24 protein-coding genes and 1 pseudogene are annotated in these 23,259 nt (G+C 73.1%); 17 read left to right on the top strand and 8 right to left on the bottom strand.

Going from position 1 to position 23,259, the window contains the following annotated elements; translation table 11 throughout:
* The first annotated feature begins 123 nt into the window (after positions 1 to 123).
* The 3 genes from ABZ885_RS17910 (at position 124) to ABZ885_RS17920 (ending at position 5,099) form a co-directional block, all read left to right on the top strand.
* Positions 124 to 1,698, top strand: coding sequence for an SCO6880 family protein (locus tag ABZ885_RS17910; RefSeq protein WP_360188920.1), 1,575 nt, complete (start codon positions 124 to 126; stop codon positions 1,696 to 1,698).
* 18 nt (positions 1,699 to 1,716) lie between these two features.
* The gene (locus tag ABZ885_RS17915; protein ID WP_360188923.1) at positions 1,717 to 3,066 is read left to right on the top strand and encodes an ATP-binding protein; all 1,350 of its coding nucleotides are present in this window, start codon (positions 1,717 to 1,719) and stop codon (positions 3,064 to 3,066) included.
* Positions 3,067 to 3,305: 239 nt separating this feature from the next.
* Positions 3,306 to 5,099 carry a bifunctional metallophosphatase/5'-nucleotidase gene (locus ABZ885_RS17920; RefSeq protein WP_360188926.1) on the top strand — a complete coding sequence of 598 codons (1,794 nt, stop codon included), beginning with the start codon at positions 3,306 to 3,308 and terminating at the stop codon, positions 5,097 to 5,099.
* Positions 5,100 to 5,166: 67 nt separating this feature from the next.
* Here ABZ885_RS17920 and ABZ885_RS17925 read toward each other — a convergent pair whose 3' ends face one another.
* The 5 genes from ABZ885_RS17925 to ABZ885_RS17945 form a co-directional block, all read right to left on the bottom strand.
* Complete coding sequence (locus tag ABZ885_RS17925) at positions 5,167 to 6,684, bottom strand: HAMP domain-containing sensor histidine kinase (RefSeq protein WP_360188929.1); 1,518 nt, start codon at positions 6,682 to 6,684, stop codon at positions 5,167 to 5,169.
* A gap of 73 nt (positions 6,685 to 6,757) precedes the next feature.
* On the bottom strand, positions 6,758 to 7,531 hold the full coding sequence (locus ABZ885_RS17930) for a response regulator transcription factor (protein WP_360188932.1): 774 nt from the start codon (positions 7,529 to 7,531) through the stop codon (positions 6,758 to 6,760).
* A gap of 138 nt (positions 7,532 to 7,669) precedes the next feature.
* Positions 7,670 to 8,884 carry a trypsin-like peptidase domain-containing protein gene (locus ABZ885_RS17935; RefSeq protein WP_360188935.1) on the bottom strand — a complete coding sequence of 405 codons (1,215 nt, stop codon included), beginning with the start codon at positions 8,882 to 8,884 and terminating at the stop codon, positions 7,670 to 7,672.
* An 89-nt stretch (positions 8,885 to 8,973) separates the two neighbouring features.
* The gene (locus ABZ885_RS17940) at positions 8,974 to 10,026 is read right to left on the bottom strand and encodes a LacI family DNA-binding transcriptional regulator (RefSeq protein ID WP_360188938.1); all 1,053 of its coding nucleotides are present in this window, start codon (positions 10,024 to 10,026) and stop codon (positions 8,974 to 8,976) included.
* A gap of 122 nt (positions 10,027 to 10,148) precedes the next feature.
* Positions 10,149 to 10,880: a response regulator transcription factor gene (locus tag ABZ885_RS17945; RefSeq protein ID WP_360188941.1), complete on the bottom strand. Its 732-nt coding sequence runs from the start codon at positions 10,878 to 10,880 to the stop codon at positions 10,149 to 10,151.
* A gap of 709 nt (positions 10,881 to 11,589) precedes the next feature.
* Here ABZ885_RS17945 and ABZ885_RS17950 point away from each other — a divergent pair.
* From ABZ885_RS17950 to ABZ885_RS17980, 7 genes are all read left to right on the top strand, one after another.
* Positions 11,590 to 11,883 carry a MoaD/ThiS family protein gene (locus tag ABZ885_RS17950; protein WP_360188944.1) on the top strand — a complete coding sequence of 98 codons (294 nt, stop codon included), beginning with the start codon at positions 11,590 to 11,592 and terminating at the stop codon, positions 11,881 to 11,883.
* Between the two features lie 5 nt (positions 11,884 to 11,888).
* A complete protein-coding gene (locus tag ABZ885_RS17955) occupies positions 11,889 to 13,289 on the top strand; it encodes a hypothetical protein (protein ID WP_360188947.1) in 1,401 nt (466 codons plus the stop codon).
* Positions 13,290 to 13,548: 259 nt separating this feature from the next.
* Positions 13,549 to 14,268: a DUF2993 domain-containing protein gene (locus tag ABZ885_RS17960; RefSeq protein WP_360188950.1), complete on the top strand. Its 720-nt coding sequence runs from the start codon at positions 13,549 to 13,551 to the stop codon at positions 14,266 to 14,268.
* Between the two features lie 281 nt (positions 14,269 to 14,549).
* The gene (locus tag ABZ885_RS17965; protein WP_350517234.1) at positions 14,550 to 14,630 is read left to right on the top strand and encodes an Ms5788A family Cys-rich leader peptide; all 81 of its coding nucleotides are present in this window, start codon (positions 14,550 to 14,552) and stop codon (positions 14,628 to 14,630) included.
* 265 nt (positions 14,631 to 14,895) lie between these two features.
* A complete protein-coding gene (locus ABZ885_RS17970; RefSeq protein WP_360188953.1) occupies positions 14,896 to 15,729 on the top strand; it encodes a sulfurtransferase in 834 nt (277 codons plus the stop codon).
* A gap of 40 nt (positions 15,730 to 15,769) precedes the next feature.
* Positions 15,770 to 16,060 (top strand): DUF1416 domain-containing protein, encoded by a 291-nt coding sequence (locus ABZ885_RS17975; RefSeq protein ID WP_093861460.1) that lies wholly within the window; start codon positions 15,770 to 15,772, stop codon positions 16,058 to 16,060.
* A gap of 64 nt (positions 16,061 to 16,124) precedes the next feature.
* Positions 16,125 to 16,397, top strand: coding sequence for a DUF3099 domain-containing protein (locus ABZ885_RS17980; protein ID WP_360188956.1), 273 nt, complete (start codon positions 16,125 to 16,127; stop codon positions 16,395 to 16,397).
* Between the two features lie 64 nt (positions 16,398 to 16,461).
* On the opposite strand, the gene ABZ885_RS17985 is transcribed toward ABZ885_RS17980, so the two are convergent.
* Positions 16,462 to 16,827, bottom strand: coding sequence for a DsrE family protein (locus tag ABZ885_RS17985; RefSeq protein WP_360188959.1), 366 nt, complete (start codon positions 16,825 to 16,827; stop codon positions 16,462 to 16,464).
* Positions 16,828 to 17,110: 283 nt separating this feature from the next.
* Here ABZ885_RS17985 and ABZ885_RS17990 point away from each other — a divergent pair, with 283 nt between their 5' ends.
* From ABZ885_RS17990 to ABZ885_RS18000, 3 genes are all read left to right on the top strand, one after another.
* Entirely contained in the window at positions 17,111 to 17,695 is a 585-nt protein-coding gene (locus tag ABZ885_RS17990) for an FABP family protein (RefSeq protein ID WP_360188962.1), read from the top strand.
* A 139-nt stretch (positions 17,696 to 17,834) separates the two neighbouring features.
* Positions 17,835 to 18,299: a transcriptional repressor gene (locus ABZ885_RS17995; protein WP_360188965.1), complete on the top strand. Its 465-nt coding sequence runs from the start codon at positions 17,835 to 17,837 to the stop codon at positions 18,297 to 18,299.
* A 10-nt stretch (positions 18,300 to 18,309) separates the two neighbouring features.
* Positions 18,310 to 19,272: a folate-binding protein gene (locus ABZ885_RS18000; RefSeq protein ID WP_360188968.1), complete on the top strand. Its 963-nt coding sequence runs from the start codon at positions 18,310 to 18,312 to the stop codon at positions 19,270 to 19,272.
* Positions 19,273 to 19,313: 41 nt separating this feature from the next.
* On the opposite strand, the gene dtd is transcribed toward ABZ885_RS18000, so the two are convergent.
* Positions 19,314 to 19,754 (bottom strand): D-aminoacyl-tRNA deacylase, encoded by a 441-nt coding sequence (gene dtd / locus ABZ885_RS18005; protein ID WP_360188971.1) that lies wholly within the window; start codon positions 19,752 to 19,754, stop codon positions 19,314 to 19,316.
* A gap of 468 nt (positions 19,755 to 20,222) precedes the next feature.
* On the opposite strand from dtd, the gene ABZ885_RS18010 reads away from it, so the two are divergent.
* The 3 genes from ABZ885_RS18010 (at position 20,223) to ABZ885_RS18020 (ending at position 22,176) form a co-directional block, all read left to right on the top strand.
* Positions 20,223 to 20,834, top strand: coding sequence for an ABC transporter substrate-binding protein (locus tag ABZ885_RS18010; protein ID WP_360188975.1), 612 nt, complete (start codon positions 20,223 to 20,225; stop codon positions 20,832 to 20,834).
* 78 nt (positions 20,835 to 20,912) lie between these two features.
* A complete protein-coding gene (locus tag ABZ885_RS18015) occupies positions 20,913 to 21,872 on the top strand; it encodes an asparaginase (RefSeq protein ID WP_360188977.1) in 960 nt (319 codons plus the stop codon).
* Positions 21,873 to 21,960: 88 nt separating this feature from the next.
* Positions 21,961 to 22,176: a dodecin gene (locus ABZ885_RS18020; protein WP_360188980.1), complete on the top strand. Its 216-nt coding sequence runs from the start codon at positions 21,961 to 21,963 to the stop codon at positions 22,174 to 22,176.
* Positions 22,177 to 22,333: 157 nt separating this feature from the next.
* Here ABZ885_RS18020 and ABZ885_RS18025 read toward each other — a convergent pair whose 3' ends face one another.
* Positions 22,334 to 22,825, bottom strand: coding sequence for an inorganic diphosphatase (locus tag ABZ885_RS18025; protein WP_030244505.1), 492 nt, complete (start codon positions 22,823 to 22,825; stop codon positions 22,334 to 22,336).
* A 76-nt stretch (positions 22,826 to 22,901) separates the two neighbouring features.
* On the opposite strand from ABZ885_RS18025, the pseudogene ABZ885_RS18030 reads away from it, so the two are divergent.
* Positions 22,902 to 23,259: pseudogene (locus ABZ885_RS18030) on the top strand (hypothetical protein); the annotation flags it as partial.

Raw genomic sequence — 23,259 nt, forward strand, 5'->3', positions numbered from 1 at the left:
AGTCCGAGGTTCGGCAGTTCCTAGAGGTGCACGCCCGAGGCATCGACGAACCGCCGGCCGCGGGGCCGATGCGCGACGTTCCGATCCGCGACAGCAATCCAGCGAAGGGAGGGTGACGGGTAAGTGAGCAGCGAACCGCTCGGCCAGTACGGTGCCCAGTACGCCCAGCCGTACGTGCACCAGCGCCGCACCTACCTGATCGGCAAGGCCCGCCCGAACGCACCGATCGGCCGCAACCGGGAGTCCGGCGAGATCGTCCTGATCATCTTCGGGGCGTTCCTCGGCATGGTCTGGGGCCTGATGATGCCCATCCTGCCGCTGCGCATCGCGGGCCTGGTCGGCCTGCCGCTGCTGGCCATCGCGGCCGTCTACGTGCCGTACCGGCGCCGGACGTTCTACAAGTGGGTGGAGATCAACCGCACCTACCGCCGGACGGTCCGCAGCGGGCGGGCGGTGTGGAAGTCGGACGCGATGGACGCCGGCACCCGGCTCGACGGCCGCGAGGTCGAGGTCGGGCCGCCGCCCGGGGTCGGGCGGCTGCGCTGGCTGGCGGCGCCGTTCGGACCGGACGAGGTCGGGGTGCTGATGCACCTGGAGCGGCGCACCGTGACGGCGGCGATCGAGATCGAGGGGCCGGGCGTCGGCCTGCGCGACTCGGAGGACCAGGAGGCCCTGGTCGACCGCTTCGGCACGCTGCTGAAGCACGTCGCGAACGGGGACGGCTTCGTGACCCGGCTGCAGATCCTGGCCCGGACGCTGCCGGCCGACCCGGACGCGCACGCCAAGGACGTGGAGCGGCGCGGCGACCACGCCGCGCCGCGCTGGCTGCAGGAGTCGTACGACCAGCTGCAGTCGATGGTGTCGACCTCCTCGGAGCAGCACCGGGCGTACCTGGTGGCCTGCATGCACTACACCCGTGACCTGGCGGCCGAGGCGCACGCGATGGGCCGGACGGCGACCGGCCGGCGGGCCCGGGACGACGAGGGACTGGCCGCGGTGATGGCCCGTGAGCTGACCGACATCTGTGCGCGGCTGGCGGAGGCGGACATCCGGGTGCGCCAGCCGCTGGGCCAGGCCCGGCTCTCCTCGCTGCTGCACTCGATGTACGACCCGGACCACCCGATCGACCACATCCAGGCGATGTCCCGGCGCAACGCCTGGCCGGCCGAGCTGGACGCGACGCACCCGCAGTACCTGGAGGCGAAGACCCGCGAGTCGGCGACCCGCGAGCCGTGGTGCCACGCGACCGCGTGGATCAAGGAGTGGCCGCTCACCCCGGTGGGCGTCAACTTCCTGGCCCCGCTGCTGGTGCACACCCCGGACGTGATCCGGACGGTCGCGGTGACGATGGACCTGGAGCCCACCGACGTCGCGATCGAGCGGATGCTCACCGAGAAGACCAACGACGAGGCGGAGGCGAGCCGCGCCGCCAAGATGAACCGCACGGTGGACCCGCGCGACCTGGCCCACACCGGCCGGGTGGACCAGCGCGGTGACGACCTGGCGTCCGGCGCGGCCGGGGTCAACCTGGTCGGCTACATCACGGTGTCCTCGCGCAGCCCCGAGGCGCTGGCCCGGGACAAGCGGACGATCCGCGCCTCGGCCGGCAAGAGCTACCTCAAGCTGGAGTGGTGCGACCGCGAGCACCACCGGGCCTTCGTCAACACCCTGCCGTTCGCCACCGGCATCCGCCGCTGATCCACCTGGAGGCCCCGCATGGCGATCGGCAACCTCACCGACGCGTTCACCAGCCTGATGTTCGGCAAGGTGGAGACCACCCGGCTGCCGGTGCGCACCTCCACCGGGCAGGCCCAGGCGGTCTACCTGCCCACCGCCGCCCCGGGTCTGGGCGACTCCGGCGTGATCATCGGCCGCGAGGTGTACAGCGGCAAGGGGTACGTCTACGACCCGTTCCAGCTGTACGGGCAGCAGCTGCCCGCCCCGCACTGGCTGGTGCTGGGCGAGTCCGGCAACGGCAAGTCGGCGCTGGAGAAGACGTACGTGCTGCGCCAGCTGCGGTTCCGGGACCGGCAGGTGGTGGTGCTGGACGCGCAGGGCGAGGACGGGGTCGGCGAGTGGAACCTGATCGCCGACGCGCTGGGCATAAAGTCGATCCGGCTCGACCCGCTGGCGGCCCGGGACGGCGGGGTGAAGCTGAACCCGCTGGACCCGGCGATCACCCAGACCGGCCAGCTGTCGCTGCTGCGCACCATCATCGAGGTGGCGATGGGCCGTGGCCTGGAGGAGCGGGCCGGTTTCGCGCTGAAGGCCGCGCACGCCCACGTGGTGGCGACGGTGACCGACCGCCAGCCGGTGCTGAACGACATCATCGACACCCTGCGCAGCCCCGAGCTGTCCTCGGTGGAGTCGCTGGGCGTGGCGGTGGACGAGGTGCAGTCCTGGGGCCTGGACGTGGCGCTGGTGCTGGACCGGCTGGTCGACGGTGACCTGCGCGGCATGTTCGACGGCCCGACGACCGACGGCATCGACCTGGACGCGCCGCTGATCGTCTTCGACCTGTCGCACATCGACCGCAACTCGATCGCGATGCCGATCCTGATGGCGATCGTCGGCGTCTGGCTGGAGCACACCTGGATCAGGCCGGACCGGAAGAAGCGGATCTTCCTGGTCGAGGAGGCCTGGCACATCATCAACAGCCCGTTCGTGGCCCAGCTGTTCCAGCGGCTGCTGAAGTTCGGGCGCCGCCTCGGTCTCTCCTTCGTGGCCGTGGTGCACCACCTGTCCGACGTGGTGGACGGTGCGGCGGCCAAGGAGGCGTCGGCGATCCTCAAGATGGCCTCCACCCGGACCATCTACATGCAGAAGGCCGAGGAGGCGAGAGCCACCGGCCGGGTGCTGGGTCTGCCGCGCTGGGCGGTGGAGATCATCCCCACACTTTCGCCGGGCATCGCGGTCTGGGACGTGAACGGCAACGTCCAGGTGGTGAAGCACATCATCACCGATACCGAGCGGCCATTGGTCTACACCGACCGTGCGATGACCGAGGATGCGGTGGCCGAACGGGACCGTGCGGAGCGGCAGTTGGCGTCCGAGCCGGGCGTCTGACCGGGCGGGCCGGGCCGCCGGATCGGTACCGGCGGCGGCTGCGGGCCGAGGGGCCGGCGCGTCGGTGCGGGCCGGCGGGGCCGGGCGGGTGGCGACGATTCGTCAGCAGGTAACCCTGTCGTTACGTTCAGGGTCCTGACAGCTACGCGCGTTGACTCTAGGCTGCACTCGCGCAACACACATGCAGACGCCCGGAACTGACCACAGCTGGGCGCTCTCCCAAGGGGCAGGGGACCCTCATGCTTTCCGTCAGATCCCGACGTACGGTGCTGGCCGCAGTCGCCGCGGCCGGCCTGGTCGGCACGCTCGCCGTACCGACGGCCGCCCAGGCCGCGGATGCCAAGCGTCAGAAGACCGTCAACCTCCAGCTGCTGGCGATCAACGACTTCCACGGCAACCTGGAGCCCCCGGCCGGCTCGTCCGGCACCATCAAGGAGATCGACCCGGCCACCGGCCAGGTCGTCTCCACCCCGGCCGGCGGCATCGAGTACCTGGCCACCGCGCTGCGCCAGGCCCGGATCCCGGCCGACGACTCGATCACCGTCGCCGCCGGTGACATCGTCGGCGCCTCCCCGCTGACCTCCGCGCTCTTCCACGACGAGCCCACCATCGAGGCGATGGACAAGCTCGGCCTGGACGTCACCGCGGTCGGCAACCACGAGTTCGACGAGGGCGCCAAGGAGCTGCTCCGCCTCCAGGACGGCGGCTGCCACCCGGTGGACGGCTGCTACGAGGACGGGCGCAAGTTCAAGGGCGCCAACTTCAACTACCTGGCCGCCAACGTCACCGACGAGAAGACCGGCAAGCCGATCCTGGCCCCGTACTGGGTGACCAAGTCGCAGGGCGTGAAGGTCGGCTTCATCGGCGCCACCCTGGAGGGCACGCCGAACATCGTGACCGCCGAGGGCGTCAAGGGCCTGAAGTTCGGCAACGAGGTCGCCACGATCAACAAGTACGCCGCCGAGCTGAAGAAGCAGGGCGTCAACTCGATCGTCGCGCTGATCCACGAGGGCGGCTACCCGGCCAGCAGCACGTACAACTACGACTGCGGCACCGCCGGCCAGGGCATCTCCGGCCCGATCGTCGACATCGCCAAGAACCTGGACCCGTCGATCGGCGCGATCGTCACCGGCCACACCCACAACGCGTACGCCTGCACCATCCCCGACCCGCAGGGCGTCCCGCGCTCGGTGACCAGCGCCGCCTCCTTCGGCCGGCTCTTCACCGAGATCAACCTGAAGCTCGACAAGACCACCGGCAGCATCGTGCGCCCGTCGGTCAAGGCCGAGAACCACGTCGTGCGCCGGACGGTCGAGAAGGCCCCGGACATGTCGGAGCTGATCGCGCACTACTCCAAGCTGGCCGCTCCGATCGCCAACCGCCCGGTCGGCTACGTCGGTTCGGACATCAACGGCCGCGGCAGCAGCGACCTCGAGAAGCCGCTCGGTGACGTGATCGCCGACGCGCAGCTGGAGGGCCTGGCCGCCGCCGACAAGGGCGGCGCGCAGGTCGCGTTCATGAACCCCGGCGGCATCCGCTCCGACCTGGTGTACAAGGCCAGCGGCGCCGAGGGCGACGGCGTGGTGACCTACGGCGAGGCGTTCACCGTCCAGCCGTTCACCAACATGATGCAGGTCAAGACGCTCACCGGTGCGCAGCTGGTCCAGCTGCTCCAGCAGCAGGTGAGCGGCCCGAACGACGCGGCGCCGAAGATCCTCCAGGGTTCCAAGAACCTGGCCTACACGCTGGACATGCGGAAGACCGGCGCGGACCGCGTGCTGGTGGACTCGATCCGCCTCAACGGCGCTCCGATCGACCCGGCCGGCAAGTACCGGGTCGCGGCGAACGAGTTCCTGGCCGGCGGCGGCGACGGCTTCCCGGCCTTCGCGGCCGGCACCGACAAGCTGGTCGGTGCCTCGGACCTGGACGTGTTCACCGCCTACCTTGGCGCCCACAGCTCGGCGGCCGCCCCGCTGAAGGCGCCGGCGCAGGACCGCATCAAGGTCATCGGCCCGGGCAGCGACATCGACTGACCGTGTGCCGGACATGAGACGGGCGGGGCGCTGTCGGGGCGCCCCGCCCGTTCGTGCTTTCCGCGGCTCATTCGGGGGCGGGGCCGCCGGGCAGCCGGACGGTGGCCAGGGCGCCCGGTCCGCCGTCCCGGGCCGGGCCGAGCGACACCTCGCCGCCGGCCTCCCGCACGCTCTGCGCCACGATCGACAGCCCCAGCCCGGAGCCGGGGAGCTGGCGCGAGGAGGGGGAGCGCCAGAACCGGTCGAAGACGTACGGCAGCTCGTCCGCCGGGATGCCCGGCCCGTGGTCGCGGACGGTCAGCACGCCCTGGTCGAGGCGGACTTCGATGGTGCCGGCCGGCGGGCTGTACTTCACCGCGTTGTCCAGCAGGTTGATCACCGCCCGCTCCAGCGCGGCGGCGTCCCCGTGCACGTACCAGGGCGCGACCTCGGTCTCGAAGGCCAGCCCCGGCCCGCGCAGCTTGGCCCGCTCGACGGCCCGGTCGGCGATCTCGTGCACGGCGACCACGGCGAGGTTGCGGACCTGCTTGGGCGAGTCCGGGCGGGAGAGCTGGAGCAGGTCGCCGATCAGGACGGTGAGCTCCTGCATCTGCGCCTTCATGTTCCCGAGCAGCTTGGTCCGGGTGCCGGCGGGCAGCGGGCGGCCGGTCTGGTCGCTGCGGATCAGCAGGTCGACGTTGGTGCGCAGGGACGTCAGCGGCGTCCTGAGCTCGTGCCCGGCGTCGGCGATCAGCCGGGTCTGCCGTTCCCGGGAGTTGGCGAGCGCGGTGCTCATGGAGTTGAACGAGGTGGAGAGCCGGGCGATCTCGTCGCTGCCGTGGACGGGGATCGTGGTGCCGACCTCCTCGGTGCGGGCGATGTGCTCCACCACGTCGGTGAGCTGGTCGACCGGCTTGAGGGCGGAACGGGCGACGAGGCGTCCGGCGAGCCCGGCGAGGACGATGCCGCCGACGGCGACGCCGCCGAGGATGAGGGCGAGGCCCTGGAGGGCGTTCTCCACCGGCTCGGTGGGCGCGGCGATCATGACCAGGACGGGCTGCTGGCCGTTGGGCCCGGGGGCATTGACCCAGAGCACCCGCACCAGCGCGGGCACGCCGTTGGTGTAGTGGCCGCTACGGAAGATCGACTGGTTCGGCGGCAGGTCGAAGACCTTGGCGTCGTCGGCCTGGAGCGCGATGGCCCTGGTGGCGCCGAGTGGCAGGCACACCCCTGCCGGGTCGGTCATGACGACCTGGGTGTCCCGGAACGCGAAGTTGGGCTGGTCCTGCTGCGAGGATCCGCCGCGCGGGAAGGGCAGGGCGGCTTGCTTCAGGGCCTCTTCCGGAGTCGCGGGGCAGTACACCGGGAGCCGGACCCTTGGGGGCTGCACGGTGCGCAGGTCGTTGCGCACCTGGCCGTAGAGCTGCTTCTCGACGATGAACCAGCACGCCAGTGCCGACAGCGCGATCGCCACCGCGACCGCCGCCGCCGTCAGGAAGGTGAGCCGGCTGCGCAGGGACTGCGCCCGGTACCAGCGGGCGAGCCGCTGCCGGCGCGGGACGCGGGGCGGTACCAGTGGGGGCGGCGGCGGAACGGTGTCGCTCATGCGCGCTCCTCGCTCCGCTCGGAGGTCGCTACGCGAGACGCGCGCCCGTTCACGGTCGGCTCGCTGCGCTCGCTCACGCCTGGGTGCCGGCGGCCGGGCGGAGGGCGTAGCCGACGCCGCGTACGGTCTGGATGAGCCGGGGCATGCCGCCCTGCTCGGTCTTGCGGCGCAGGTACATCACGTAGACGTCCAGGGAGTTGGAGGAGGGCTCGAAGTCGAAGCCCCAGACCGCCTTGAGGATCTGCTCGCGGGTGAGCACCTGGCGGGGGTGGGAGAGGAACATCTCGAGCAGCATGAACTCGGTGCGGGTCAGCTCGACCGGCTTGCCGGCCCGGCTGACCTCCCGGGTGGCGGTGTTCATCCGCAGGTCGGCGAAGGCGAGCACCTCGGTGTCGTCCTCGACGGCCGCGGCCCGCGCGGCGGCCTCGGTGGCGAGCGCGTTGCGCCGGAGCAGGGCGCGGACCCGGGCGAGCAGTTCGTCGAGCTCGAAGGGCTTGGCGAGGTAGTCGTCGGCGCCGACGTCGAGGCCGGTGACCCGGTCGCCGACGGCGTCGCGGGCGGTGAGCATGAGCACCGGGACGGTGTCGCCGCGCGAGCGCATCCGGCGGACGGCGGTGAGGCCGTCCATCCGGGGCATCATGATGTCGAGCAGGACGAGGTCGGGCTTGTCGCGTTCGACGGACTCCAGCGCCTCGTAGCCGTCGGTGGCGGTGGTGACCTCGTAGCCCTCGAAGGCGAGGCTGCTTTCCAGGGCGTCCCGGAGGGCGGGTTCGTCGTCGACCACGAGGAGCCGGGCGGACGGCTGTCCGGTCTCGGCGGTGGTGCGGTCGTCGGCGGACGGGGTCATGGGCGGTTGCCCTTTCTCGGTTGTCGGAGGGCCTGCTCGGTGGCCTTGCTCGGGGCCTGCCCGGCGGGCCTGCCCGGTGCGGCCGCCGGGCGGGCCCACCCGGCGCGGCTGCTCGGGGTGCCGGGTCAATTGTCCGGCTCAGACGTTCCGGCCGGCCTGCAGCTGGGGCAGCACCTGCTTGATGTCGTTGACCGGGATGGCGAAGCCGAGGCCGACGCTTCCGGCGCTGCTGCCGCCGGCGGTGGAGCTGGTGCCGGTGGGCGAGTACATCGCCGAGTTGATGCCGATGACCTGCCCGCGCGCGTTGATCAGCGGGCCGCCGGAGTTGCCGGGGTTGAGTGCGGCGTCGGTCTGGAAGGCCTTGTAGGTGGTGGTTTCGCCGCCGTTCTGCGGGGTGCTGCCGCGCAGGCCGGGCAGGTTGGGGAAGCCGAAGCCGCCGTTGCCGCTGGTGCTGCCCTCGTCGACCTGGACGGTGACCTCGCGGTTCTCGGCGCTGATGATGCCGGAGGTGACGGTGCCGGTGAGGCCCTCCGGGTTGCCGATGGCGACGACCGGGTCGCCGACCGCGACGGTGGAGGAGTCGCCGAGGGTGGCGGGGGTGAGGTTCTTCGCCCCGCTCGCGGTGATCACGGCGACGTCCAGGGCCTTGTCGGTGCCGGTGAGGGTGGCCCGGGCGGTGGAGCCGTCCTTGAAGGTGACGGTGATCTGGCCGCCGGAGGCCGCGCCGGACACCACGTGGTAGTTGGTGAGGATCTGGCCGTCCTTGGTGAGGACCACGCCGGTGCCGGTGGAGGTGCCGTCGGCGGTCCGCACGGTGATCTGGACGACGCTGGGCGAGACGGCGGAGGCGACGGCGGCCACGTCGGCGCTGCCGTCCGAGCGGGCGGCGACCGGGCTGGCGATGGTCGCGGTGCGGCCGGCGGAGCCGTGCTCCCCGGCGGCGACCACGCCACCGGTCACCCCGCCGAGGACGGCGGCGACCGCGGCGACGGCGGTGACCAGGGCGACCCGGCCGCGCAGGAGGCCCCGGCGGGCGCGGCGGCCGTGGGAGGCCGGGCCGCCGGGCTCGGGCGGCTCGGGCGGCATGGGGGGCGCGGCGGGCGGTGGAGGAGGCGGCGTGACCGGGGGCGTCCCGGCGCCCGGGTACCCGGTGCTGCTGTCGAGGACCGTGCCCGGGATGACCTGGCCGTCGCTCGGGTGGTGCGGGTACCGGGCGGCGTCGTACCCCTCGTACGGCCCGGCGTACTGGTCGTCGTACTGCCCGGCGTACTGGTTCGGCTCGCCGTACTGTCCGCCGTACTGGTTCTGCTCGCCGTACCCGTGGTGCCGGCCGTGACGCTGCTGATCGCTCATGCCGACCAACGTCCGCCCGCCGGATGAGAATCCGATGAGAGTGGGCTCAGAAGGCTCCGAGAAGCCCGTTGACTTCTCATAAAGCCTGGTCAGGCCTTGGGCGACGCCCCGTCCGGGTGGCAGCCGCAGGAACGCCGGATGACCAGGCGCGACGGGAACTTGCGGACGCGTTCGGTGTCCGAGCCGGGCACCATCAGCGAGTCGTCCAGCACCAGGTCCACCGCGGCGCGGGCCATCGCGTCCCGGTCGGAGGCGACGGTGGTCAGCGGCGGGTCGGCGAGGGCGGCCTCGGGGACGTCGTCGAAGCCGGCCACCGCGAGGTCCTCCGGGACCCGCAGGCCGAGCTCGCGGGCGGCCCGCAGCACGCCGATCGCCTGGTCGTCGGTGGAGCAGAAGATCGCCGAGGGCCGCTGCTCCGAGCGCAGCACGCCGAGGGCGATGTCGTAGGCGCCGTAGCGGTGGAACGGCGCGTCGATCAGGTACGGCTCGGTGGGCAGGCCGTGCGCGTCCATCGCGCGCTGCCAGCCCTCGACGTGGTCGATGACCGGGTCGCCGGGCGCGGGGGAGTCGACCGGGCCGCCGAAGCAGGCCACGTACGGGTGCCCGTGCTCCTCCAGCAGGTGGCGGACGACGGCCTCGGCGCCGCCCACGTCGTCGGTGACCACCGCGACGTCGTCGATCGCCTCGGGACGGCGGTGCAGCAGCACCACCTTCGCCCCCTCCATCGCGGCGAACTCCTCGGCGGCCCGCTGCGAGGGGCCCTGGCTGACCAGGATCAGGCCGGAGACCCGCATGCCGAGGAAGGCGCGGACGTAGTGCACCTCGCGGTCGTCCACGTAGTCGGAGTTGCCGATCAGCACGAGCTTGCCGCGTTCGGAGGCGGCCCGTTCCACGGCGTGCGCCATCTCGGCGAAGAACGGCTGGCGGGCGTCGGGGACGACCATGCCGATCAGGTTGGTGCGGCGGGAGGCCATCGCCTGGGCGACGCTGTTCGGCCGGTAGCCGAGCTGCTCGATCGCCGCGAGCACCTTCTCCTTGGTGGCGGGCGCGACCGGGCGCGGCCCGTTGTTGATGACGTAGCTGACGACCGCGGTCGAGGTCCCAGCCAGTCGGGCTACATCGTCGCGCGTCACTTTGGCCACGGGGGGAGTCTACGCGGGTGGCGTCCGCCGGGGCAGTGGGAGCTCGGCGGACGGGCGCAATGCCCGGGACACCTCGGGCCGAATGCGGACAGGCCGGGCGGGCGTACCCGCCCGGCCGCCGGTCAGGCCTCCGCCGGGGCGGAGGAGCGCTGGGCGATCTCCGGCCGCTCGCCCTTGTCCGGCTTCTCCGGGACGACGAAGCGGTAGCCCACGTTGCGCACGGTGCCGATCAGCCCCTCGTGCTCGACGCCGAGCTTGGCGCGCAGTCGCCGGACGTGGACGTCGACCGTCCGGGTGCCGCCGAAGTAGTCGTAGCCCCAGACCTCCTGCAGCAGCTGCGCCCGGGTGAAGACCCGGCCGGGGTGCTGGGCGAGGTACTTGAGCAGCTCGAACTCCTTGAAGGTGAGGTCGAGCACCCGGCCCTTGAGCTTGGCGGAGTAGGTGGCCTCGTCGACCGAGAGGTCGCCGTTGCGGATCTCCATCGGGCTGTCGTCGGTGGTCACCTGGAGCCGGCCGAGGGCGAGCCGCAGCCGGGCCTCGACCTCGGCGGGGCCGGCGGTGTCCAGCAGCACGTCGTCCACGCCCCATTCGGCGGTGACGGCGGCCAGGCCGCCCTCGGTGACCACCAGGATCAGCGGGCAGCCGGTGCCGGTGGAGCGCAGCAGCTGGCAGAGGCTGCGGATCTGCGGCAGGTCGCGCCGGCCGTCGACCAGGATGACGTCGGCGCTGGGGGTGTCGACCAGGGCGGAGCCCTCGGCGGGGGCCACCCGGACGTTGTGCAGCAGCAGGCCGAGGGCGGGCAGCACCTCCGCTGAGGGCTGCAGTGCGTTGGTGAGGAGGAGCAGAGAACTCATACCCGGTTAGTCCCCTTTCCGGGTCGTCGCGGTCGCGTTGCGGCTGCCGCCACAGCCGGATGGCGCTCGTGCAGGGAGGTGTCGCGCCGGCGCGTCCCCGGAAGGGCGGCGGCGGGCGACGTGAGGGGGGAAGGACGCCGGGCGCGCACCGGAGGACTCGCCGGCGTGCACGGCGCGACGGCTCGCCCGCCGGGGGTCCCGCAACCCCTGGCGCACCGTTCCTGCCCTGCTCATCCCGCGAACCTTCCGGTCTGTCCGGAACCGGGCGGCGGCCCGGCGCCGGGGTTCCGAACACCCCGGCCGGGCCCGGGCACGTCGTTGTGCCGCGAATGGCGGGGCGGTCCCTGCGGCGCGCCGGGGGTGGACCGACGAATCGCAAGGACGTCCGTACTGGCGTCCTGAAAGCACAAAAGGATCCGGGGGCGACTCTGCCCGGATCCCTCAGGGGACGAGAATAGCCGACCGTCCCCCGCACCGGGAGGGCTCGCAGGCCGGGGTTCGGCCGATCCGGGCGGATCCGGGGTGAGCCTGGCCACAGCTCCGTCAGGCCGCCGGCCGGGGCGATTGCCGGTCACGGCGACGGACACGCCATCATGGGACGCACATCGGCGGCACCGCGCGGGTCCACCTTTCGGGTGGTGGGCGGCCGCTCCGGTGGCGACCCGACCGGGGTACCGGGCCCGGGCGAGGACGACGAGAAGGGGTTGCCATGAGTGCGACCACGGAACCGGCGGGCGCCGCCCCGGTGAGCGGGACGATCCGCTACTGGGCGGCGGCGAAGTCGGAGGCCGGGCTGGCCGAGGAGCCGTACCGGGCGGCGACCCTGGCGGAGGCGCTGGCCGCGGCCAAGGAGCGGCACGCCGGCCGGCCGAAGCTCGTCCGGCTGCTCGGGCACTGCTCGTACCTGGTGGACGGCTCGCCGGTCGGCGGCCGTGACCACGCGACCGTGGCCCTCACCGAGGGCGGGACGGTCGAGGTGCTCCCGCCGTTCGCGGGAGGGTGAGCGGCGTGACGGATCCGAACCACGTGAACGGCGGCCCGGACGGCTGGCCGCAGCAGGCGCAGCCCCCGCACCCGTACGACCCGCAGCACCCCTACGCGCAGCAGCAGGCGTACGCGCCGGAGCCGTATGCGCAGCAGGGGCACGCGGCGCAGCCGTACGCCCCCGGCCAGGGCCACGCGCCCGGGCCCGGCCAGTACGCCCAGCCGCAGCAGTACCCCCAGCAGCAGCCTTACGCCCAGCCGCAGCACGCCCAGCAGCAGTACGCCCCGCAGTCCCCGTACGCGCAGCAGCCCCCGTACGGCGCGCCGGTCGCGGACGACGGGGCGACGACGCTGCTGCCGCCCGTGCCCGCGGTGGACGATGCGGCGGCGGCCACCACGCTGCTGCCGCCCGTCCCGGCGATGGACGACGCCGCGGCCACCACGCTGCTGCCGCCGGTGGTCGTGTCGGGTGCGGTGCCCGCCGCCGGCCCCGGCACCTTCCCGGCGCCCGCTCCCGCGCAGGCCCCGGCGCCCGCTCCCGGCCCGGTCCTCGACCAGCCGACCATGACGCTCAAGCGCCCGGCCGCGCCCGCCGCGCCGTACGCCGCGGTCCCAGCGCAGCCCGCGCCGTCCGGCATGCCGGGCATGCCGGGCATGCCGGGCACGCCCGGCCCCGCGGCGGCCGCGCCCGCCGGACCGCCCGTGCGGACGCCCCGGACCGGCTCGCCGATCATCGACCCGGGCCTGCAGCCCGCCCTGATCACCGCCGGCGCGGCCGCGCTGCTGGCCGGCGGCGCGGCACTCGGGCAGGTCGCGCTGGCCCTGGTGGTCGTGCTGCTCCAGGGCCTGACCGCGGCCGGCTGGTTCCGGCTGAACGGCATGTGGCCGGCCCGCCAGGGCATCGCGCTGGCGGCGCTGGCCGGGTTCACGGCCGATGCGGCGGTGCTGCTGGCCGACGCCGACAGCGGTGCGGCCGCGGTGATCGGCACGCTGGGCGGCTTCTTCCTGCTCGTCCTGGTGCTCCAGACGTTCCGGCCCTCGGACCCGAAGGAGCGGTTCTACGCGCTGACCGTGCTCGGCTCGGCGACGGTGATGACGGTGCTCTGCACCGCGCTGCTGCTGGCCGACTGGGTGCCGGCGGCGGTCGGCGCGGTCGCGCTGGCCACGGTGCTGGCCGCCGCGCCGCTGCCCGGGCCGAAGCAGCTGCGCCCGGTGCTCGGCCTGGCCGCGGCCGTGGTGTTCGGCCTGGTGGTGGGCGCTCCGCTCGCGCTGGGCGCGCTCGCGGGCCTCGGTGCACTGGTCGGCCGCCGGGTGGCGGCGTACGACTTCCCGTCCCGCTTCGTGCACATGACGGCGGGCGTGGCGCTGCCGCTGGCGGTGGCCTCGCCGCTGGTCTGGATCGCCACCCGGCTGCTGGCCGGCTGACCTCCGGCACCGCCACTGCGACGTCCCGCCCCGGAACCAAGCTCCGGGGCGGGACGTCGTACCGTTCTGCGGGCGGCCGTCCCGGACCGGGACGACCCCGGCGGGCACGACCGGCGCGACCGGCGCGACCATCACGACCGGTACAACGGACACGACTGGTGCAACGGACACGACCGGTGCACCGGACACGACCAGCACGGCGGACCACGACCAGTACGACCAGCAGGACGACAGCGACAGGCGACGACGGGGGAGAGCGATGCGCGGTTGGCTGAAGGCGACGATCGGCCTCACGGTGCTCTGCGGGCTGCTCGTGGGCGCCGACCGGATCGCGGTCGGGGTGGCCGAGGACGAGGCCGCCGAGCAGATGGTGAAGAGCGGCCGGATGAGCCAGCGCCCCGACGTGACGATCGAGGGCTTCCCGTTCCTCACCCAGGTGCTCTCGATGAAGCTGGACGACGTCCGGATCTCGGCGGACGGGCTGACCGTGGGCGACGGCAACCGCCAGGTGGCGCTGCACTCCTTCAAGGCCAAGCTGTCCGGGGTCGAGGTGAGCGACAGCATGAAGAGCGCCACCGTGGACAACGGCACCGGCACCGGCCTGATCACGTACGCGGACCTGGCCCAGCTGCTGCCGCCGGCCGCCCAGCTGGCGCCGAGCGCGGGCAAGCTGCCGATGGTCGGCCCCAACACCCGGCTGAGCCTCTCCTACGGCGGCCCGGGCAAGATCAAGGCCTCGCTGGGCCCGCTCCCGATCGGGGAGGGGTCGGTGCACAGCCAGGGCAACACCGTCACGGCGGACGGCTTCAAGCTCAGCGGCATGGCCGGGATGCTGGCCGGCCTGGCCAACCAGCAGGTGGACCCGGTGAGCTTCACCCTCGCGGCGATGCCGGCCGGGCTCAAGCTCGCGTCGGTGGCGCCGCAGGAGGAGGGCCTCCAGCTGACCTTCGACGGCAAGGACGTCAAGGTCATCGGCTGACCGGCGGCCCTCCCGGCCCGCCTCCCACCCGCCTCCCGCCGACCTCCGCGCGGCCTCCCGCCGTCCCTCGCGCCGCCCCTCCCACCGTTCCGATCCGCGAGACGCGCTGTCCAGCACCGGCCGCGGAGCGGTGTCGTTCCCACCCCCGTGCGAGGCCCCGGGCGGCCCCTGGCCGGTTCCGGCCGCCCGGGGAATCGTCAAATCTCACGATGCGACTGATCTGGTCTCACCATTCGATACGCTGATGACAGCGGGCCTTCGGAGTCCCTAGCATCGTCGGCATGAAGCGACAGACGGACCTCACGAAGCGGCGGGCGGTAGACCTGTGCCGCGTGGCCGCCTGTCTGTGTCGAATGCGCTGACTCGGCATCCTGGCAGGGCAGTTGAGCCCGCCGCCGATTCCCCTGGCGACCTGGCCCGATCACATCGGGCCGACCGTCGCCGGTGCCACTGCAAGCCTCGCCCGGCCGTACCGCACACCCCTTCTCGTCCCAGTATTCGGACGGAAATTCGGACCGACCGCCGGGCGACCCGCAGCATCCGCAGCATCCTCCCCCAGCCTCCGGCCGGGGGACCCGCAGAGCAGCAGCACCTTCCGCCAACCGCCCCCGGATGGAGAACATCACCATGAGCCGCAGCGACGTCCTGGTCGACGCCGACTGGGTCCAGGCCCGCCTGGACGACCCGAAGGTCGTCATCGTCGAGGTCGACGAGGACACCTCCGCCTACGAGAAGAACCACATCCGCAACGCCGTCCGGATCGACTGGAAGAAGGACCTCCAGGACCCGGTCCGCCGCGACTTCATCGACCAGGCCGGCTTCGAGGCGCTGCTCAGCGCCAAGGGCATCGCCAACGACGACACCGTCGTCCTCTACGGCGGCAACAACAACTGGTTCGCCTCGTACGCCTACTGGTACTTCAAGCTGTACGGCCACGGCGACGTCCGCCTGCTCGACGGCGGCCGCAAGAAGTGGGAGCTGGACTCCCGCGACCTGGTCTCCGAGGTGCCGGCCCGGGCCGCGACCGAGTACAAGGCGCAGGCCGCCGACTCCTCGATCCGCGCCTTCCGCGACGACGTGATCGCCGCCATCGGCAACCTGAACCTGGTCGACGTGCGTTCGCCCGACGAGTTCTCCGGCAAGCTGCTCGCCCCGGCCCACCTCCCGCAGGAGCAGTCGCAGCGCCCCGGCCACGTGCCGAGCGCCCGCAACATCCCGTGGGCCAAGAACGCCAACGACGACGGCACCTTCAAGAGCGACGACGAGCTGAAGGCGCTGTACGAGGCCGAGGGCATCGACCTGGCGAAGGACACCATCGCGTACTGCCGGATCGGCGAGCGCTCCGCGCTCACCTGGTTCGTGCTGCACGAGCTGCTCGGCCAGGAGAACGTCAAGAACTACGACGGTTCGTGGACCGAGTACGGCAGCCTCGTCGGCGTGCCGATCGAGCTCGGCAACTGAGCCACCGGCTCGACCCGTAAGTCAGAAGGGAAGACAAGACATGTGCGGTGCGAAGGCCGGCGGCCCGGACCTGGCAGGAGTTGACGTGGCGAACGAGACGATCATCCAGGGTTCCGTGACCCGAGACGGCGAGCCGGTCAACGGCTACGTCCGGCTGCTCGACGAGGGCGGCGAGTTCACGGCCGAGGTGCCCACCTCGGCGACCGGCCAGTTCCGGTTCTTCGCCCGCCCGGGCAAGTGGACCCTGCGCGCGCTGGTGCCGGGCCAGACCGTGGACCGCCAGGTGGTCGCCTCCCAGGGCAACCTGACCGAGGTCGCGATCGCCGTCTGATCCACGCGGTGACCCGCCCCGAGGGCCCCTGCCGAGCAGGGGCCCTCGGGCATACCGTGGAACCGTGCAGGCACGCCGGCGACACCGCTACTACTTCGCCATGATGGCCGTCTGCCTCGGGCTGTTCGTGCTGGCCTGGGGTGTGGTGCGGTTCTGGTCCGTCCCGGCCGCGATCGGCATGTGCCTGGTCGCGATGGTCATCCCCCCGGCCGCCGCGGTGTTCGCCAACCGGCGTGACCCGGAGGACGACTGGTGGAACGACCCGCGCTGGGACGACCCGAAGTGGGACGACCCCGGCCACGACCGGGACCGCCCCGACCACGAACACGACCGGTGACGCGCGACCGGTGAGCCCCGCCGGCCAGGTGACGCGACCGGTGGCGCGCGACCGGCGACCGCCGTCAGTAGACGAGCGCCTGCACGCCGTCGGCCGTGATCTCGCTGACGAAGACCTGCGCGCCCGCGATCCGGACACCCTCGACGGTGTCCTGCTGCTCGATCCCGCGCCGCGCCGCGCACTGGGTGCAGAGCGTGACGGTTCCGGCGGCCAGGACCGACTCCAGCAGGTCCGGCAGCGGCGCCGCGTGCGGAAGCTCGAACTCCGCGGCCCGCCCGGGCAGGGCGAACCAGGAGGACTCCCCGGTCAGCCAGAGCGAGACCTCGATCCCGCTGGCGACGGCGACCGCGGCCACCGTGAAGGCCTGCGAGCAGCGCTCCGGCGCGTCCGCCCCGGCGGTGACCTTGATGACGAGCTTCTTCGACGACATGACGTCACCCTAAGTCCCGCCGGAATCGCGACGTGGTGGGGCTCACCGAGACCCGTAGGCACCCGGCGGATAGAGTGAGCGCCAGCAAAATCCACCACACTGTCGCCGCCCTGGGAGCCCCCCGTGTCCGGTCTGGAAATGTTCTTCGACGGTCTGCTGGCCCTCATGGCCGTGCTGATCACCTGGTTCGCCATCTTCTCGGTGATGAAGCTGTACCAGGGCCAGCGCTGAGCGGTTGCCGTACGGTTGAAGCAGTCCCACACCGACGACAGCGACCAGGAACATGATCGAGATCCCCTCTGACCTCCACAGGGACGTCGTCCCGCTCGCCTTCCTCCTCGGTACCTGGGAGGGCGCGGGCGTCTACGACTTCCCCGGCACGGAGAAGTGCAACTTCGGCCAGGAGATCGTCATCCGGCACGACGGCCGGCCCTTCCTGGAGTTCCGCTCCCGCACCTGGGTGCTGGACAACGAGGGCGAGAAGGTCCGCCCGCTGGAGAACGAGCACGCGTTCTGGCGGATCACCAGCAACCACGACGGCGCCAGCGGTGCCCGCGGGATCGAGATCTCCTCCGTCCGTGACGACGGCACCGTGGAGATCTGGTACGGCGAGCTGGCCGACGGCAAGCCGCAGATCGACGTCTCCACGGACGCCGTGGCCCGGATCGAGGGCTCGCCGGAGTACTCGGGCGGCAAGCGCCTCTACGGCTTCGTCAACGAGGAGCTGCTCTGGGTCGGCGAGAAGGCCGCCCCGAACGTCCCGCTGCGCCCGTACATGTCGGCGCAGCTGAAGAAGGTGCTCAGCCCGGCGCAGCTGGTCAAGGACATCAACGACCTGCCGGACGACGGCATCGCGTTCTTCCGCTGAGCCCGGCACCGCCGAGCCCGCACCGCCGGGCCCGGCACCGCTGAGCACACTGCGCACCACCCGAGGTAGGGACCGGCCGCCCGGCCGGTCCCTACACTTGCCTCAGGACCCCGACCTTGACCTTGGCAGGGACAACACCGTGGCGGACACCGACAGCACCGGCCTCCGGCTCTCCGGCGACTGGAAGGCCGACCTGCGCGAGCGCGGCTACCGGCTCACGCCGCAGCGCCAGCTCGTCCTGGAGGCGGTCGACGTGCTCGGCCACGCGACCCCGGACGAGATCCTCGGCCACGTCCGGCAGACCGCCAGCGGCATCAACATCTCCACCGTCTACCGGACCCTGGAGCTGCTGGAGGAGCTCGGCCTGGTGTCGCACGCGCACCTCGGCCACGGCGCCCCGACGTACCACGTGGCGGGCCGGCACCAGCACCTGCACCTGGTCTGCCGGGACTGCGAGGCGGTCACCGAGACCGGGACGGAGATCGCCCGGCCGCTGATCGAGAGCCTGCGCGAGCAGCACGGCTTCGACACCGACCTGGAGCACTTCGCCATTTTCGGCCGCTGCGCCGACTGCACCGCCAAGCGTGCGGAGGGCCGGTCGTAAGCTGGCCGGTATGAAGAGCCCGCTGCTTGCGCTGCCCGGTGCCGTCCCCGCCGAGGGAACCGACGAGGGCGTGGCCGCCCACTACGGCGACATCTTCCGTGAGCAACGGAACCTCGCCGGGGGCACCGGCTTCGTGGACCTCTCGCACCGCGGCGTGATCACCGTGACCGGCGAGGACCGGCTGGCCTGGCTGCACCTGCTGATCACCCAGCACGTCAGTGCGCTGCCGCCGCAGCAGGCCACCGAGGCGCTGGTGCTCTCCCCGCACGGGCACGTCGAGCACGCGCTCTACCTGGTCGACGACGGCACCACCACCTGGGCGCACGTCGAACCGGGCACCGGGCAGGCGCTGGTCGGCTACCTGGAGAGCATGAAGTTCTTCTACCGGGTCGAGGTCGCGGACGCGACCGACGACTACGCGGTGGTGCACCTGCCGGCCGGCTCCACCGCCGCGGTGGACGGCGCCGCGGCGGTGCGCGAGCTGCCGTACGGGCGGGACCTCTTCCTGCCGCGCGCCGAGCTGGCGACGCTGACCGCGGACTACGGTCCGGCCGCCGGGATCTGGGCCTACGAGGCGCTGCGGATCGAGGCGCACCGGCCCCGGCTGGGCTTCGAGACCGACCACCGGACCATCCCGCACGAGGTGGACTGGCTCTCCACCGCCGTCCACCTGCAGAAGGGCTGCTACCGCGGGCAGGAGACGGTCGCCCGGGTGCACAACCTGGGCCGGCCGCCGCGCCGCCTGGTCTTCCTGCACCTGGACGGCACCGAGGAGGTGCTGCCCCCGCACGGGACGGAGGTGCGGCTCGCCTCGGACCCGGACGGCCGGTCGCTGGGCGTCGTCACGTCCTCGGCGCGCCACCACGAGCTGGGGCCGATCGCGCTGGCCGTGGTCAAGCGGAACGTCCCGGTGGACGCGGTGCTGCTGGCCGGCACGGTGCCGGGGACGCAGGACGTGATCGTCCCTCAGTAGCGGCCGGACGCCTACCCGCAGGCCGGGCCTCGACCTGCGGGTCAGACCTCGACCAGCACCGTGAACGGGCCGTCGTTCACCAGCGCCACCTGCATGTCGGCGCCGAACCGGCCGGTCTCGACCTTGGCGCCGAGCGCGCGCAGCTGGGCGACCACCTCGTCCACCAGCGGCTCGGCGACCGGGCCGGGGGCGGCGGCGTTCCAGGTGGGGCGGCGGCCCTTGCGGGCGTCGCCGTAGAGCGTGAACTGACTGATCACCAGCAGCGGCGCGGCCAGGTCGGAGCAGGACTGCTCGACGCCGTCCGCGTCGGGCGGCAGCAGCCGCAGGGTCCAGAGCTTGCGGGCCAGCTGCGCCGCCTTGGCGGGGGTGTCGTCGTGCGTGACGCCGACCAGGACGCAGAGCCCGGGCCCCTCGATCGCGCCGACGGTCTCTCCGGCCACCGTCACCCTGGCCTCGGCCACTCGCTGCACCACTGCTCGCATGCGGCCATTGTGCCGGAGCGGCCGGGCGCGGCCCGCACTCCCCTTGGGGGCGCTCACCGGCCTGGCGCGCGCCGGGTAGCGCGCGCTTGCGCACCACTGGGCGCCGTTCTTCCTGCGGAAAGCCCCGGTCATATCAGCCACCCCCGTTCGCCAGGGGGCCGTTCGGGTGCACGAGCGGTGCGGCGGCGGCGGACGGGGTGGCACGCTGGGGGACCGTACAAGGGGTCCGGGGCGCCGAGTCCGCCGCGCCGGGCCCGGTTCGGCCTGTCGATCGAGTCGACAGGTCAGGCGTTCTGGCGGTGTCGTCCCTCCGGGTGGCGCCGCCCGGGGGCGGGAACCTTCGGGGGCGTCCCGGCGTGCCATCGGACGGGTGCGCGCGACGGTCCGCCCCGGGGGAGGGCCGGACCGGCGGCAGGCGACGGGGTGCCGCGAGCGGGCGGGATTCGGACGACGGCAGGTGGTTGGTGGATGGACGCGAGCAGCGCGGCACAGGACCGGTCGGGACGGGCACCCGGGGGCACGGGTGCGGCGGGGGGAGCCGACGGACCGGCGGGCGGGCCCGATCTGGGGCGGCTGGGTCTGGAGCAGCTGCGGACCCTGCGCCGCGAGACCCTGGAGCAGGAGGCCGACCTCTCGTACCTGCGGCGGCTGCTGCACGGGCGGATGGACATCCTCCGCGCCGAGCTCGACCGCCGGCCGGGTACCGCGGTCCGCACGGCGGCGGGGGGCGACGGCCCGGTGGGCGGCGCCCTGCTGGACCGGCTGCCGGCCATCCTCACCGACGCGCCGTCCACGGTGCGGCGCTCCGCCCGGCACGTCACGCTGGGGCCGCCGCGCGGCCGGGAGTCCCGGCTGGAGGCGGACGAGCTGATGGGTGACGTCCAGCTGGCGGACCTGGCCGCGCACCCGGAGGAGGAGCTGCTGGCCGCGCTGGACCGGCTGCGGGCGCACGAGCGCGAGGTGTCCGGCCGCCGGCAGCGGCTGCTGCGGACGGCGGACGGCTGCAGCGCCGAAATCACCCGCAGGTACCGTGATGGGGAAGCACGGGTCGACGACCTGCTCGCGGGCGGCCCGATCTGACCGGGCGGAACGCCCCGGGGGCGGGCGCCGGGGCCCGGCTCGCCCCCGGCCCACCCTCACCCCGGAAGGCTTCCCGCCATGTCCCACTCCGCCGCCCTGCCCGTCCTCGCGGAGGTCATACGCTCGGGCTTCACCGAGGGCCGGCACCACGGTTCGCTGGTGCTGCTCGCCGCCGACGGCTCGGTCGAGTTCGCGCTGGGCACCCCTGACGCACCGGTGTTCCCGCGGTCGTGCGCCAAGCCGTTCCAGGCCGTGGCCACGCTGCGGGCGGGGCTGGCGATCGGGGGCGAGCTGCTGGCGCTGGCGGCGTCCAGCCACTCCGCGGAAACGTTTCACCGCGACGGCGTGCGGCGGATCCTGGCCGGTGCCGGGCTGGACGAGTCCGCCCTGCAGACCCCGGCCGACCTGCCGCTGGACGAGACCGAGGCCGAGCTCCACCTGAAGTCCGGCGGCGAGCGCGCGCCGATCATGATGGACTGCTCCGGCAAGCACGCCGGCTGGCTGGCCGCGTGCGTCGCCAACGGCTGGCCGACCGGGAGCTACCTCGACCCGGCCCACCCCGTCCAGCAGCTGGCCCGTGAGGCCCTCCAGGAGGCCACCGGCGAGCCGGTGGGGCACGCCGGGGTGGACGGCTGCGGCGCCCCGCTGCTGGCCGTCAGCCTGACCGGCCTGGCCCGCGGCTACCGCGCGCTGGTGCTGGCGGGGGAGGACACCCCGCAGCGGCGGGTGGCCGACGCGATGCGCGCCCACCCCGAGTACGTGGCCGGCACCCGCCGGGCCGACACCTGGCTGATGCGGGCGGTGCCGGGCGCGCTGTCCAAGATGGGTGCCGAGGCGGTGCAGGTGGTGGCGCTGCCGGACGGCCGGGCGCTCGCCTTCAAGATCGACGACGGGGCCGAGCGGGCCCGCGGCCCGGTCCTGGCGGCCGCGCTGCGCCGCCTCGGGGTGGCGGCGGCGGACGGCACCGTGGAGCGGATCGGCGCCTCGCCGCTGCTCGGCGGCGGCGTCCCGGTCGGCGAGGTCCGCGCCGCGTTCTGAGCCTCCCCGGCCGCGCCCCTGGCGTGCGGACCGCCCGGACGCGGTGCACGGTGGACCGGGGGCCGTCGCACAGCTGAGGGAGTCCGTCATGAGCGAGCACGTGTACCGGGTGACCGAGATCGTCGGTTCCTCGACCGAGTCGGTCGACGCGGCGATCCGCAACGGGGTCGAGCGGGCGGCCCGGACGCTGCGCAACCTCGACTGGTTCGAGGTGACGCAGGTCAGGGGCCACCTCGCGGACGGCCGGATCCAGCACTTCCAGGTCGGCCTGAAGATCGGCTTCCGGCTGGACGACCAGGACTGAGCCGGCCGGGACCGGGCCGACCGGGACCGGGCCGGGCCAGGGGCCAGGGCCCGGACACGGCGAAGGCCGGGGTCCGCGGACGATTCCGCGGACCCCGGCCTCCGACTGCCTCGACCTACCTCGAACTGCCCTGGGCGAACGAGATCGGCACGACGGCTCAGTGACCGCCCTGCTCCGCCAGGCGCTTGATCGACGCGGTCACCTCGGCCTCGGCCTCGGCGCGGCCGACCCAGTTGGCACCCTCGACCGACTTGCCCGGCTCCAGGTCCTTGTAGACCTCGAAGAAGTGCTGGATCTCCAGGCGGTCGAACTCCGACACGTGGTGGATGTCCCGCAGGTGCTCCCAGCGCGGGTCGGTCGCCGGGACGCAGAGCAGCTTGTCGTCGCCGCCGGCCTCGTCCGTCATCTGGAACATGCCGATGGCACGGCACTTGATGAGGCAGCCGGGGAACGTGGGCTCGTCCAGGATGACCAGCGCGTCCAGCGGGTCGCCGTCCTCGCCGAGCGTGCCCTCGACGTAGCCGTAGTCGGCCGGGTAGCGGGTCGAGGTGAAGAGCATCCGGTCGAGCCGCAGACGGCCGGTCTCGTGGTCGACCTCGTACTTGTTACGAGAGCCCTTCGGGATTTCGATAAGGACGTCGAACTCCAACGGTTCCTCCAAGGTAGGGACTGACAGAATCCAAGTGTCTCCTACGGGAGTGAGTGCTCAGGAAAGGGGCCGGTCGGTGGGCGCAGGGGTCGGGGCGGGGAACCGTCGCAGGGGGACGGCGGCTGGACTGTTCGGGGCGGTACTACTCGTCGCCGGCACGGTCCTCGGCTCGGGCACCGGCGCGTACGCGCAGCCGTCCCCGGCGCCCGGCGGGCACACCGCCCCCGGCCAGGGCGAGAACGAGGACCAGGGCGGCAAGCACGGCGACAACGGGAACGGGAACGGCAACGGGAACGGCAAGGGCAAGGGGCGCTCCGGTGCGACCGGGACGCCCCGCCCCGGCGGCACCGGCGCCACCGGCGGGCCGGCCGCCGGCACGAGCCCCGGCACCGCCGCCCCCGGCGCACCGGCCGGGGCCCGCCCGGCCCCCGCCG

Origin of the sequence: Kitasatospora sp. NPDC047058 (assembly GCF_040643935.1) — a bacterium.
Classification (GTDB): Bacteria; Actinomycetota; Actinomycetes; order Streptomycetales; family Streptomycetaceae; genus Kitasatospora.